General features: G+C 71.8%; 8 protein-coding genes. 3 read left to right on the forward strand and 5 right to left on the reverse strand.

Translation table 11 applies throughout. From position 1 onward, the window contains the following. Positions 1-53: 53 nt before the first annotated feature. Genes iolD through iolC form a run of 4 tightly spaced genes read right to left on the reverse strand, consistent with a single transcriptional unit; the run spans position 54 to position 4586 of the window. A complete protein-coding gene (gene iolD / locus ATK36_RS30365) occupies positions 54-1928 on the reverse strand; it encodes a 3D-(3,5/4)-trihydroxycyclohexane-1,2-dione acylhydrolase (decyclizing) (RefSeq protein ID WP_098514566.1) in 1875 nt (624 codons plus the stop codon). Next, the gene (iolB, locus tag ATK36_RS30370; protein ID WP_098514567.1) at positions 1925-2764 is read right to left on the reverse strand and encodes a 5-deoxy-glucuronate isomerase; all 840 of its coding nucleotides are present in this window, start codon (positions 2762-2764) and stop codon (positions 1925-1927) included. Before iolB ends, iolD begins: the two co-directional genes overlap by 4 nt. Continuing rightward, the gene (locus ATK36_RS30375; RefSeq protein WP_098514568.1) at positions 2761-3630 is read right to left on the reverse strand and encodes a Cgl0159 family (beta/alpha)8-fold protein; all 870 of its coding nucleotides are present in this window, start codon (positions 3628-3630) and stop codon (positions 2761-2763) included. The genes iolB and ATK36_RS30375 overlap by 4 nt, the downstream gene beginning before the upstream one ends. Further along, entirely contained in the window at positions 3627-4586 is a 960-nt protein-coding gene (gene iolC, locus ATK36_RS30380; RefSeq protein WP_387000487.1) for a 5-dehydro-2-deoxygluconokinase, read from the reverse strand. Before iolC ends, ATK36_RS30375 begins: the two co-directional genes overlap by 4 nt. 127 nt (positions 4587-4713) lie before the next feature. Here iolC and ATK36_RS30385 point away from each other — a divergent pair, with 127 nt between their 5' ends. Beyond that, on the forward strand, positions 4714-5478 hold the full coding sequence (locus tag ATK36_RS30385; RefSeq protein WP_170069970.1) for a GntR family transcriptional regulator: 765 nt from the start codon (positions 4714-4716) through the stop codon (positions 5476-5478). Here ATK36_RS30385 and ATK36_RS30390 read toward each other — a convergent pair whose 3' ends face one another. After that, the gene (locus ATK36_RS30390; protein WP_170069971.1) at positions 5479-6285 is read right to left on the reverse strand and encodes an SDR family NAD(P)-dependent oxidoreductase; all 807 of its coding nucleotides are present in this window, start codon (positions 6283-6285) and stop codon (positions 5479-5481) included. 93 nt (positions 6286-6378) lie between these two features. Here ATK36_RS30390 and ATK36_RS30395 point away from each other — a divergent pair, with 93 nt between their 5' ends. Both ATK36_RS30395 and ATK36_RS30400 read left to right on the forward strand, forming a co-directional pair. Next, the gene (locus ATK36_RS30395; RefSeq protein WP_098514571.1) at positions 6379-7080 is read left to right on the forward strand and encodes a TetR/AcrR family transcriptional regulator; all 702 of its coding nucleotides are present in this window, start codon (positions 6379-6381) and stop codon (positions 7078-7080) included. Positions 7081-7455: 375 nt separating this feature from the next. Further along, positions 7456-13866 carry a type I polyketide synthase gene (locus tag ATK36_RS30400; RefSeq protein ID WP_245915315.1) on the forward strand — a complete coding sequence of 2137 codons (6411 nt, stop codon included), beginning with the start codon at positions 7456-7458 and terminating at the stop codon, positions 13864-13866.

Consider the following 13866-nt stretch of genomic DNA (forward strand, 5'->3'; position numbering starts at 1 on the left):
CCTGCCGCTGACCTGGACGACGGCGTTGCCCGCGCGGTGACGTTCGCCGGAATTCAGAGGTACGGCCGCTGGGCGCGTTTGGCCGCGCGGTAGGTTTCCCGGGCCCGTCGGGTGGAGTCCAATTCGGACACTTCGCCGACCGGGACGTCCCACCAGGCCGACCCGGGTGGGACGGGGCCGCGGGGATCGGTTTCGACGTGCACCACGGTGGTCGTGGAGTTCGCCTTGGCCTGCGCGAGCGCGGTGCGGAATTCCTCCACTGTGGACGCTCGGAGCACGGTGGCGCCGAGGCTGGCCGCGTTCGCCGCCAGATCCACCGGCAGCGCCGCGCCCTCGATCAGTCCGGAATCCGGGTCGCGATACCGGTAGGAGGTGCCGAACCGTTGTGAGCCCAGGGATTCCGACAGGGCGCCGATCGAGGCGAACCCGTGGTTCTGTACCAGCACCACGATCACCTTCAGCCGTTCGGCGACGATGGTCACCAGCTCCTGTGCCATCATCAGGTAGGAGCCGTCGCCGACCAGCACGACGACCTCGCGGTCCGGGGCGGCCAGCTTGACCCCGGCCCCGGCGGCGATCTCGTAGCCCATGCAGGAGTAGGCGTATTCCACATGATAGGCCTTCGGATCCCGGGCACGCCAAAGCATCTGAAGATCGCCGGGCATCGAACCGGCGGCGTTGATCACCACGTCACGGTCGTCGAGCATGCGGTTGAGCGCGCCGAGGATCTCGGTCTGCGCGGGCAATGGGCCATGACCGGCGTCGAAACACGCTTCGGTGGTGCGATTCCAATCCTCGGCGAGCAGCCGCGTGCGAGCCCGGTACGTTTCGTCGACCTGCCAGCCGGTCAACGCTTCGTGCACCGCGAGGATGCCACGCTTTGCGTCCGCGAGAACCATTTCGGCGGAGTGCTTCGCCGCGTCGAGCCGCGCGATGTTGAGGTTCACGAACCGGACGGCGGGATTTCCGAACACGGTGTGCGAGGCCGTGGTGAAGTCGCTGTAGCGGGTGCCGATGCCCAGCACCACGTCCGCCTCCGCGGCCAGCGCGTTCGCTGTCGACGTGCCGGTGGAACCGATTCCGCCGACTGCGCACGGGTGATCCCACGGTACGGCGCCCTTCCCCGCGTGCGTGTCCGCGACCGGAATGCCGGTCGCCTCGGCGAACGCACGCAGCTCCCGTTCGGCTTCGGAGTACACCACGCCGCCACCGGCGACGATGAGTGGCTTCTTCGCGTTGCGCAGCAAGGAAACCGCGCGGGCCACCGCGGCCGGATCGGGCGCCGGCCGGTCGACGTGCCAGACCCTGCGGCGGAAGAACTCCTCCGGCCAGTCAAACGCCTCGGCCTGCAAGTCCTGGGGGAGCGCGAGAGTGACGGCGCCGGTTTCGGCCGGGTCGGTGAGCACACGCATCGCGGCGAGCGCCGCCGGGATGAGCTGCTCCGGCCGGGTGATCCGGTCGAAGTACTTCGACACCGGGCGGAACGCGTCGTTCACCGTGAGGTCGCCGCCGCGGGCGTCTTCCAGTTGCTGCAGCACGGGATCCGTCACCCGGGTGGCGAAGACGTCGCTGGGCAGCAGCAGGACCGGGATCCGGTTCGTGGTGGCGAGCGCGGCGCCGGTGATCATGTTCGTCGAACCGGGGCCGGTCGAAGCGGTGCAGGCAAAGGTCTGCAACCGATTGCGCATCTTCGCGTACGCGGCGGCCGCGTGCACCTGGCCTTGTTCGTTGCGGGACAGGTAATACGGTAGATCCGCCTCGCCGGTACGGGCGGCCTGCAGCAGCGCCTGCCCGATCCCGGCGACGTTGCCGTGCCCGAAGATCCCCCAGACGCCGGGGATCAGCCGCTGCTCCGCGCCGTCGCGCGCGGAGTACTGAGTGGACAGAAACCGCACGAGGGCCTGCGCGGTGGTCAGCCGGACGGTCATTGCGCGCCTCCGAACGGCAGCCGTGGGTCGATATCCTGGGCCTCCCAGGTCTGCCGGACCCAGGCGTGCGCCGGGTCGTCGCAGATCAGCCAGGCACGTTCCGGCCCGGGACCGGCCATCACGTTGAGGTAGTAGAGGTCGTAACCGGGCGCGGCCATCGACGGCCCGTGCCAGCCGTGCGGGATCAGCACCACGTCGCCGGTGCGGACCTCGGCGAGGACTTCGATCGGCCGTTCGTCGGTGCCGTACACGCGCTGGTATCCGATGCCTCCGCGGGCCACCTCGAAGTAGTAGATCTCTTCGAGTTCGCTTTCGCCCTCGCGTGCTTCGTCGTGCTTGTGCGGCGGGTAGGACGACCAGTTTCCGCCGGGCGTCAGTACCTCGCAGACGAGGAGCTGATCGGCTTCGAAAGTGTTTGGCAGGCAGTAGTTGTTGACCTGACGGCTGCAGTTGCCGGCTCCGCGCAGCTCGCGCGGCACGCCGGACGCCGGGCCGTATCGGGCGGGCAGCCGCTTCGCGGTTTTCGCCGAGGGTAGGGCGAACCGGCCGGTCCCAGTGATCTCGGCGACGGAATCCCTGGGGAGATAAGCGAAATCGGTTACCGAATCGAACACGCCGGTACGTCCGATCAGGGCGAAGGGCTCTCCGTCGACGCGTACGGTGCAACTGCCCGAAAGCGGCAGGACGAGCGCTTCGGAGTCCGAAGTGGACACGGTATGGGTGCCGTCGAATTCGAGGATCCGCAGGCCGGAGAGACCCCAGCCGGCCGATTCCGGGGTGACGACCACGCTGAACGGTGCGTCGGCGGTGCTGCCCGCCTTGCGGTGGAGGTTCACAGCAGCCCCACCGCCGTGTCGACCGCTTTCGCCACATCGCCGTCCTGCGGGTAGAGCAGGGCGCGGCCGACCACCAGCCCTTGCACGGTCGGCAGCGCGAGCGCTTCCTGCCACGCCGCGAACGTCGCATCGGCGTCGGCGACTTCACCGCCGAGCAGCACGGCCGGCAGCGTCGAAGCCGCCAGCACGCGCGCCATGTCGTCGACCACAGGAAGCTTGAGCCAGGTGTAGGCGGACGAGCTGCCGAGCCCGGAGGCGATGGTGATGGCGCGGATCACCGCGTCGGGGGAGAGGTCGTTGCGCAGCCGCCCGCCGGCCCAGACGGACAGGAACGGCTCGACCATCGCGATCAGGCGATGCCCGGCCAGCTCGTCGACTGCTCGCGCGGTGTTCTCCAGCACCGTGGGCGTGACCGGGTCGTCGAGGCAGATGCGGGTGAGCATTTTACCGCCGTCGAACCGCATCCGCGCCAGGGCGTCCGCGTCGTAACTCGCGAACCGGTCGTCGATCTCGAAGCTCGACCCGGCCAGCCCGGTACGGTTCATCGAGCCCAGCACGGTCTTGCCGTCGAGCACGCCGAGCAGCAGCAGATCATCGATCACGTCGGCGGTGGCCAGCACCCCGGTGACCCCGGGCCGTTCCAGCGCGAGATAGAGCCGCTCCAGCAACTCGCCGCGGTCGGCCATGGCGAGCGGGTCCCCACCGGCCGCGTGCGCCCCGCGGGCCGGATGGTCCGCGGCGATGATCATCGTCCGGCCTTTGCTGTTGAACGGCGATTTCGCGCGCACGCGGGCCGCCGCCGCCTCGGCGATCGCCTCCGGGTGGTGCACCCGCCGGGAGACGATGCCGCGCACCGTGTCGATCACCGGTTCCCTCCGAGCTTTCGCAGGACTTGTTCCTCCGTGGGCATCGCGTCGGAGCAGGCCAGCTCGCCCGCCACGTGCGCCCCGGCCGCGTTCGCGAACCGCATGATCCGCTCGGTGTCCCATCCGGACAGCAGACCGTGCACGAGGGCGCCGCCGAACGCGTCGCCCGCGCCGAGACCGTTGACGACTTCGACCGGTATCGGCGGTACTTCGACCTCGCCGGAATCGTCTGCCGCGAGAACGCCCTTCGGGCCTTGCTTCACCACCGCGAGGGAGACTCCCTTTTCCTGCAATGCCTTCGCCGCCTCGTGCGGGTCCTGTGTGGCCACTGCGGTATCGCATTCGTCGAGATTGCCGACCGCGACGGTGACCTGTTCCAGTGCCTTGCCGACCCAGCCGCGGGCTTGTTCGCGCGAATCCCAGAACATCGGCCGGTAGTCCAGGTCGAGCACGGTGATCCCGCGCCGCCCGCGGGCTTCGAGGGCGGCCAGCGTGGTCGTGCGGCTCGGCTCCCGGGACAGCCCGGTGCCGGTCACCCAGAAGACCTTCGCCGCCCGGATCGCGTCGAAGTCCACTTCGGACTCGTGCAGATCGAGGTCGGGGGCCAGCGGGTGGCGGTAGAAGTACAGCGGGAAGTCGTCGGGCGGGAAGATCTCGCAGAAGGTGACCGGCGTGGGCAGGCCGGGGGAGGTGCCGACCCACCGGGTGTCGACCCGGTACCCGGTCAGTGCCCGCCGGAGGAAGGTGCCGAACGGATCGGCCCCGGTCTTGGTCACGACCGCGGCCCGTCGCCCGAACCGCGCCGCCGCGACCGCGACGTTGGTGGCGCTGCCGCCGAGGTACTTGCCGAACGAGGTCACCTCGGCGAGCCCGACGCCGATCTCCAGGGGGTAGATGTCCACCCCGATCCGGCCCATCGTGATGAGGTCGAACGCGGGTGCCGTGCCTGTGCTCACCGTCGTCCTCCTGGTTGCCGCGGCGCCTACCACGGTACTGGCGGATCGACCCTGCCAGCGGCTTCGCGACTTTGTCAAGACATACGGACATTATGTCACTGTGACCGCGGCCGGTAGGCTGCCGCGGGTGAACAGCAGCCCGGCCTGGGATCCCGCCCGCGAGATCGTGGTGGAACCGGCCCGCCCCGAGCCGTTGTACGCGCAGGTCGCGCGGCAGTTGCAGGCGGCGATCGAGGACGGCCGGCTGCCCGCGGGCACGCGGCTGGCCAACGAGATCGACTTGGCGGCGGGTCTGCGGCTGTCCCGCCCGACCGTGCGCCAGGCCATCCAGACCTTGGTCAATCAGGGCCTGCTGGTGCGCAAACGCGGTGTCGGCACCCAGGTCGTACGGACGAAGGTGGCTCGCCCGCTGCGGCTGAGCAGCCTCTTCGACGACCTGGCCGGGCTGGGCGGGACGCCGGGCTCGGCGGTCCTGGTCAACCGGCTCGAACCGGCCGGGCCGGACGCCGCCGCCCGGCTGGAATGTCCCGGGCTCGGCGAGGTCCGCCGCCTCCGGCGGATCCGCACCGTCGACGGTGAACCACTGGCGGTGATGAACAACTACCTGCCGCCCGACCTGCCGGCCCCGGCCGACGAGGAGCTGCGCGGCCACGGTCTCTATCAGCTCCTGCGCACCGCGGGCGTGCGGCTGCACTCGGCACAGCAGTCGATCGGCGCCCGGCTGGCCACGCCGGAGGACGCGGACCTGCTGGGGGAGCAGCCCGGCGCGGCCCTGCTGACGATGGCCCGCACGACCTACGACGAAACGGGCCGGGTCGTCGAGTACGGGTGGCATGTCTACCGGGCTTCGCGGTATTCGTTCAATCTGTCGCTGACGAATGGGCCGGCCTGATCACACTCCGGAGAGGGTCTTGCCCGTGATCCGCCGCATCAGCGCCAGCGTCGTCCGAGCGGGCAAGCGCTGGGTCAGGCCGGTGAACAGCGAGTAGCGGCGGCCGTCGACCACCGAGAACTTGCGCGAGCCCAGCGCACGGAAAGCAGTGGTGACGACGTGCTCCGGCTGCCGCAGGCCGCAGAATTTCGCCATTACGCCCAGGATCTCTTCGGACCGCTGCCCGGTGACGGTCACGCCCGGGTGCACCGCCAGCACCCGGACACCCGAGCCGGCGACCTCCTCGCCGACTGCCTGGGTGAAGGACTGCACCATCGCCTTGCTCGCGGCATAGGCGGCCAGGTACGGCGTGGGCTGGAACGCGGAAGCGCTCACGACGTTCACGATCGCTCCGCGACCACGGGAGACCATGCCCGGAAGGAAGCGAATCATGCTGTCCACCACGGCATGCGAGTTCAGCTGCACCATCGCCGCGACGCCCGCCGGATCGGCTTTCGCCGCCGGCCCGCCCACCCCGCCGCCCGCGTTGTTCACGAGGAAGCCGATCTCGATCCCGTGCTCGACGGTCTGCTCGAACAGGTCCCGCGGCGCGTCGGTCTCGGACAGGTCCAGCTTCTCCGTCCACACCCGGACTCCGTAGGCCGAGCGCAGGAACGACGCGAGAGTCTCCAGTTTGTCGCCTGAGCGCGCCACGATCACGAGGTCCGCACCGCGCTGGGCGAGCCTGCGGGCGAACTCGGCGCCGATCCCGCCCGATGCCCCGGTAACCAGGGCCGTAGTGCCGGGCAGGCGTGCCAGGTCGTACATGATTCTCCTTGTGCTCAAAGGAAAAGATCTTGATGCACGCATGCTAACGTCGTAACTGGAAGCACTCGACCACTTGGCCCGAAGTGAGAAACATTGCTTGATCAGGATTCTCATAACACTGCCGATCCCACCCCCGAAGAGCCGCCCGGCCCGCCCGGCGCGGAACTGCGCGCCGACGCCCGCCACAACCGCGAACGCGTCTTGAAGGCCGCGCGCGAGGTGTTCGCGGCCCACGGCGTCGACGCCCCGATGAGCGCGGTCGCCCGCCGGGCCGGCGTCGGCGTGGCCACCCTCTACCGCCGCTTCCCGAACCGCTCCGCGCTCGTCGTCGCCGCCTTCGACGATCAGGTCGTCACGTGTACAACCGCCCTGGAGGAGGCATTGGCCGACCCCGATCCGGGGCACGGCCTGTTCGTCTTCCTGAAGACGGTCTGCACCACGCTGGTCACCGACCGCGGCTTCGACATGGTGTCCATGACCGGCTTCCCCGAGGCGGTGGACTCCGGCGGGCAGCGCACCCGCGCGGAGGAGGTCGTGTCCACCTTGATCCGGCGCGCCCGTGACGCCGGGCAACTCCGCGCGGACTTCGACCCCGCGGATATCCCCCTTCTCCTGCTGGCCGTCAGCGGCTTGGCCCACCATCCGCCCGAGATCGCCCTGCCCGCCGCGCTCCGCCTCCTCACCTACCTCTTCCAGTCCTTCCTGGCCCACCCGCCGTCCCGCCCCGGCACGCTTCCTCCCGCACCACCGATGGATCTGACCGGACTGCGCCGCCCCCGCACCACGGACCGGTGACCTCGGTATTCAGAAGCTGTCCGAGGTTTTTGCCCGATTATCCTTGCTCCCCGCGTGCGCTCATTTGCCCCGTCCGTGGGACGCGGCCCCGCACTGCGAATGCGGACCGTCCGCGCTCGTGATAGTCGTGTTCCCGGCGGAGTAACCGGGAACGCATCGTGGCGGTCCGGCTCCGCCGGTTTTCGCGCGCCCAGGGTGCGCCGAATTCACCGGAATTGATGAAGTGTGACCGGCCATATTTCACCCGCTGGACGGATATTCACTTCACGAACCCGGGAAAAGTTGATCCGCGCCATTCGCTGGGCTAACTTGCGGAGCCGGTTTTAGCCCGATCGGGGACATCCCCGGTGTACTCGAGACGGAAACGGAGGACCGGTGGGGACTTCATCGGGGACGGCGCGGGAGGAGCGCGTGCTGGTGCTCGGGCTCAGCCCGGCCGGGGCGCCGGACGCGCGGCTGGTCGCGGCGGTGGCCCGCGGCGGCGGGCTCGGCGTGCTCGACCTCGGCAGCGGCGACGCGCAGGCCCGGCGGGCGCTCGAACTGGCCGCGGCGTGGGCCCCGGGTGGCTTCGGGGTCCGGGTCGGCCCCGGCTGCCGGCTCGGCCCGGCCGATCTGCCCGCGGCGGTGGACACCGTGGTGCTCGCCCGCGGCGCGACGTGGTCCGGGCTCACCGCGTACCGCGTGCTCGCCGAAGTGACCAGTCTCGACGAAGCCCGGGCGGCGGCCGGATACGACGGTGTGCTCGCCCGCGGGCACGAGTCCGAGCTGAGCTCTTTTGTGTTGCTGCAACAGCTTGTGGCGCAGTCCGGCACCCCCGTCTGGCTGGCCGGTGGGCTCGGCCCGCGCACCGCCGCGGCGGCGGTCGTGGCCGGGGCGAGCGGGGTGGTGCTCGATCGCGAGCTGACCCTGCTGTCCGAAGTGGACATTCCGGGAACGTCGGACGAACTGCTGGCGCCGTTGTTCGCGGAGCGGTTCGGGGACGTCGATCGCGCGGTCCGTGCGGTGCGCGAAGCGATCCTCGCGGTCCCCGCGGCGGCGCCCGCGCCGCTGGGCGCGGAGTCCCCGCTGGCCAGGGCGACCGGGGTGGCGCTGCCGGTCGCGCAGGGGCCGATGACGCGGGTGAGCGACCGGCCCGGGTTCGCCGCGGCCGTCGCGGAGGAGGGCGCGCTGCCGTTCGTGGCGCTCGCGCTGGCGGACGCCGAGCAGACCAGGGCGTTGCTGGAGGACACCCGGCGCGCGATCCCGGATCGCCCGTGGGGCGCGGGCATTCTCGGCTTCGCCCCGGAAGAGGTGCGCGCCGCGCAGCTCGCGGTGATCCACGAGGTCAAGCCGGCGTGCGTGATCGTGGCGGGTGGCCGTCCCGCGCAGGCGGCGGCGCTGGAGGCGGAGGGCATCCAGGCGTTCCTGCATGTCCCTTCTCCCGTGCTGCTGCGGCAGTTCCTCGAAGCCGGGGCGCGCAAGTTCGTGTTCGAGGGCGCCGAATGCGGCGGGCACGTCGGCCCGGCCGAGAGTTTCCCGTTGTGGGAAGCGCAGATCGACGTGCTCCTCGCTCATCTGAAGGACCACCCGGGCGACCAGGTGCACGTCTACTTCGCCGGTGGAGTGCACGACGCGCGTTCCGCGGCGGCGGTCGCGGTGGCCGCGGCGCCGCTGGCCGAACGCGGCGCCGGGGTCGGCGTGCTGATGGGCAGCGCGTACCTGTTCACCCGCGAAGCGGTCGAACAGGGCGCAGTGCTCCCGGCTTTCCAGCGTCAGGTGGTCGAAGCCGAGCGGACGGAGCTGCTGGAGACCGCGCCCGGCCACGCCACCCGGTGTGTGGCCAGCCCGTTCGTCACCGAATTTCGCGAGCTGCGTGCGACGCTGCGCGCCGGTGGCCTGCCCGAGCGCGAGGTGTGGGAAGAACTCGAACAGGCCAACGTCGGTCGCCTGCGGATCGCGAGCAAGGGTGTGCGCCGCGAAGGTGCGCGGCTGGTCGACGTGGACGAAGCCGCGCAGGTCGAAGCCGGTCTCTACATGGCCGGACAGGTGGCTGTGCTGCGTTCGTCGGTCGGCACGGTCGGCGCGTTGCACTGGTCGGTGACGGACGGGGCGAAGGACTTCCACGAGTCGCGTGCCGCCCAGTTGCGGTGCCGGTTCGGCCTGCCCGCACCGGCGAGCGCCGAGGCGCCGCCGCCGCTGGACGTGGCGATCGTCGGGATGTCCGCGATGTTCCCGCAGGCACCGGACCTGGCCGCGTTCTGGGCCGGGATTCTCGCCGGGACGGACGCGGTGACCGAGGTGCCCGCGCACCGCTGGGCACCGGAGATCTACCACGGCGAGGGGCCGGGCCGGACGCCGTCGAAGTGGGGCGGGTTCCTGCCGGAGATCCCGTTCGACCCGCTGGCGTACGGGATTCCGCCGTCGTCGCTGGCCGCGATCGAGCCGGTGCAGCTGCTCGCGCTCGCCGCGGCCGACCAGGCGTTGCAAGACGCGTCGCTGGGCGCGTTCGACCGCGCTCGCACCAGCGTCGTGTTCGGTGCGGAAGCGGGTAGCGACCTGTCCAACGCGACCGTGCTGCGCACCGTGCTGCCCAGTTATCTGGGGCAGCTGCCGGAGGAACTCGGCGAGCAGCTGCCGCGGATCACCGAGGATTCGTTCCCGGGCATGCTGGCCAACGTGATCGCCGGGCGGATCGCCAACCGGCTGGATCTCGGCGGCGCGAATTACACCGTGGACGCGGCCTGCGCCTCGTCGCTGGCCGCGGTCGACGTGGCGTGCAAGGAACTCGTCAACGGCACCAGCGACGTGGTCCTCTGCGGCGGCGCGGACCTGCACAACGGGATCAACGACTACCTGATGTTCTCGTCCGTGCAGGCGCTTTCCCCGACCGGCCGCTGCCGCACGTTCGACAGCTCGGCGGACGGGATCGCGCTCGGCGAGGGCGTGGCGTGCGTCGTGCTGAAGCGGCTGGCCGACGCCGAACGCGACGGCGACCGGGTCTACGCGGTGATCAAGGGCCTGGGCAGCGCCAGCGATGGCCGTTCGCTCGGCTTGACCGCGCCGCGGCCGGAAGGCCAGCGCTCGGCGCTGGAACGGGCCTACCGCAATGCGCGTCTTTCCCCGGCCTCGGTCGGGCTGATCGAGGCGCATGGTACCGGCACCGTGGTCGGCGACCGCACCGAGTTGACCACGCTCAGCGCGGTGTTCACCGAGGCGGGCGCCGAGCCCGGCGGCTGCGCGATCGGTTCGGTCAAATCGCAGATCGGGCACACCAAGTGCGCGGCCGGGCTCGCCGGGCTGATCAAGAGCGCGCTGGCCCTGCACACCGGGACCCTGCCACCGACCCTGCACGTGCGCTCGCCGAACCCGGGCTGGGGCGAGGACAGCCCGTTCGCCTTCCGGGACCAGGCGCGCCCGTGGGCGGCCGCGCCCGCCGACCGGGTGGCCGGGGTGAGCGCGTTCGGCTTCGGCGGGACGAATTTCCACGTCGTACTCACCGCGGGCGCTCGCGGTCCGGTGCCCCGGCACGCGGCCGATGAATGGCCCGCCGAGCTGTTCCTGTTCCCGGACTTACGGATGGACTGGTTGCAGGAGCTGATCCGGTCGGGTCCGGTGCGGCTGCGGGACCTCGCCGCGACCGCGGCCCGGCGCGCGGCCCGGCGGGGCGGGCCAGTGCAGGCGGCACTGGTTGCGTCCACTGTGGACGAACTGGGCGAGCTGCTGCCGCGGCTGGCGGCCGGCGAACACGACCCACCGGCCGGGCTGTTCCAGGCCGACGCCGTGGTGCCGGGCAAGCTGGCGCTGCTGTTCCCGGGCCAGGGCAGTCAGCGGCCGGGCATGCTCGCCGAGCTGTACGTCACCTTCCCGGAGGTGCAGCACTATCTGCGGCTGCCGGGGGCGCCCGCGGCGGAGCTGTTCCCGCCCGCCGCGTTCGGCGCGGAGGCCGAGCAGGAGCGGCGGCTGCGGGACACGAGGGTGGCGCAGCCCGCGCTCGGGGTGACCGGGCTGGCCGTGCACCATCTGCTGACCCGGCTCGGTGTCCGGCCGGATTTGCTGGGCGGGCACAGCTACGGCGAGCTGGTGGCGTTGTATGCGGCGGGTTCCTTCGACGCGGCCACGCTGCTGAGCCTTTCCCGCGCGCGTGCGGAAGCGATTCTCGACGTGGCGGGTGCCTATCCGGGCACGATGGCCGCGGTCGCCGCCTCCGCGGACGAGGTACGCGCCGCGCTCGGCGACCTCGATGTGGTGATCGCGAACCACAACGCACCACGGCAGGTGGTGATCTCCGGCCCGGAACCCGCGGTGGACGAGGCGTGTGCGATCCTGCGGGGAGCCGGGATGAGCGCGCAGCGGATCCCAGTCGCGTGCGCGTTCCACAGCCCGGTGCTGCACGGCGCCGGGCGGCGGTTCGCCTCGGCGCTGGCCGGGGCCGAGGTGCGCGCGCCGGAGCTGCCGGTCTTCGCGAACCGGACCGCCGGGGAGTATTCCGGTGCGGTACGGGCGGAACTGGCCGCCCAGCTCGAGGCGCCGGTCGCGTTCGTCGCGCAGATCGAGGCGATGTACGAGGCCGGGGCGAGGGTGTTCGGTGAGGCCGGTCCGGGGCGAGTACTGTCCCGTCTGGTCGGTGCGATCCTCGGTGACCGTCCACACACGACGGTCGCCTGCGACGGCGGGCTTCGCGGCTTCCTCGGCGCGGTGGCGATGCTGGCCGTGTCCGGCATCCCGCTCGACGCGGGCTGGCTCTTCCGGGGCCGGGACGTGCGGGACGCGGCGAAGGAGCCGCCGAAGCGTCCGAAGTGGACCGTGGACGGGCAGGCCGTGCGCACCGCGGACGGGACACCGCCGGCGGGCGGGCTGGTCCCGGCGCGGCGGATCGAAGCGTTGACCAGGGGTGAAAGGCAGACGGCGCCGATGAGTGAACGGGAAGACCTGATCCGCGAGTTCCTGCGGACGAGCCGGGAGCAGGTCGCCGCGCAACGGGACGTGCTGCTGACCTACCTCGGCGCACCGGCTGCGCTGCCTGCGCCCGTCGTGGTGGAGCAGCCGCCGGAGCAGGCGGCCCCCGCCGTGAAACCGGAGCCGGAACCGGTGACGGACGTGCTGGACGTGCTGGACGTGGTGGTCTCGGTGGTCGCCGACCGGACCGGGTATCCGGCGGACATGGTGGAGCCGGAGCTGGATCTGGAAGCGGACCTGAGCGTGGATTCCATCAAGCGCACGGAGATCGCCGGGGAACTGGTGCGGCGGCTGGCGGTCCCCGCGGGTGCGGACGTGGAGGAGCTGTCGGCGCTGCGCTCGGTGGGGGCGATGGCGGAGTGGTTCGGTGGCGCGCAGCAGCCGCCCGCCGCAGTCGCCGACGTGGCACCGCCGGTGCCGGTGCCGGCCGTGGATACGCCGCGCGGGACCGCGCCACGACGGTACGTGCTGGAGCCGGTTCCGTTGTCCGGCGCCGGAATCGTGGTGGGAGAGCACGAGCTGGACGGGATGACCGTCGCCTTGGCCGGTGGCGATGCGGAGCTGCACGCTTCGCTCGGCGCAGCGCTCGCCCGGCACGGCGCGGAGGTCGCGGCCGGCGGCGCCGACACCATCGTCCACCTCGAACCGCTCGCCGACACCGACGCGACGTTGCCGGACCTGATCCCGAGCCTGCGCGAAGATCTGGCGCGGGCGCCCCAGCGGCTGTTCGTTCTCGCGCGGCCGGACACGACGGCGTTCGCCGGGCTGCGCGGGCTGTTCCGGTCGCTCGCGCGGGAGTATCCGGACACCGACCTGCGGGCCGTCGAGCTGGACGGGCCGGTCGAACTGCTGGTCCGGGAGCTGGCCGTGAGCGGGGCGCCGGTGGTGCAGGTCTCGGCCGGTGCGCGAGCCGAACCGCGGCTCGTGCCCGCGCCGTTCGGGGCGCTCGCGGCGACCGGCGCGGGGCCGGCCGGTGACGGCGCGGCCGAAGCGGCCGCACTCGGGCTCGGCCCCGATGCGGTGGTGCTGCTCGTCGGTGGCGGGCGGGGGATCACGGCGCACGCGGCGCAGGCGTTCGCCGCCGGTGGCTGCGCGATCGAGCTGGTCGGGCGGACGCCGTTGCCGTCCGGTCCGGAGGACCCGGCCGTGCAGGCCGCGGCCGATCTGCCCGCGCTCCGGCGTGTGCTGGCCGGCAAGGGGGTGGGCGGCCCGGCCGAGGTGGCCCGCGCGGCGCGTCTGGTGCTGGCGCAACGCGAGGTCACCGCGACACTGGATACGTTGCGGGGCAAGGCATCCAGCGTGCGTTATCACGCCGTCGACGTGCGCGACAGCGAGGCGCTGCACCAGGTGGTGAAGGAGATCCACGCCGAGCACGGCCGGCTGGACGGCGTCGTCTACGCCGCGGGCGTGATCGAGGACCGGCTGTTCGCGGAGAAGGCCCCCGAATCGTTCCGCCGCGTCTACAGCACCAAAGTGGACGGTGCGCGGGCGCTGCTGGCCGCGCTGGACACCGTGCCGCAGCCGCCCGGGTTCGTCGTCCTGTTCGGCAGCATCGCCGGGGCGCTGGGCAACCGCGGGCAGACCGACTACGCCGCGGCCAACGACGCGCTGGAGACCCTCGGCGCCGCCTGGGCGCAGCGGAGCGGGCAGCGCGCGCTGACCGTCCACTGGGGACCGTGGGCGCCGGACGCCACGCACGGCGGCATGGTCTCGCACGAACTGGCGCGCAGCTACGCCGGGCGCGGGATCGAGCTGATCGACCCGGAGGAGGGCACCGCCGCGCTGCTGCGGGAGCTGGCCTGGGGCGACCCGGCGCTGACCGCCGTCGTGCACACCGCCTCCGGCTGGTGA

Source organism: Amycolatopsis sulphurea (genome assembly GCF_002564045.1).
GTDB lineage: Bacteria > Actinomycetota > Actinomycetes > Mycobacteriales > Pseudonocardiaceae > Amycolatopsis > Amycolatopsis sulphurea.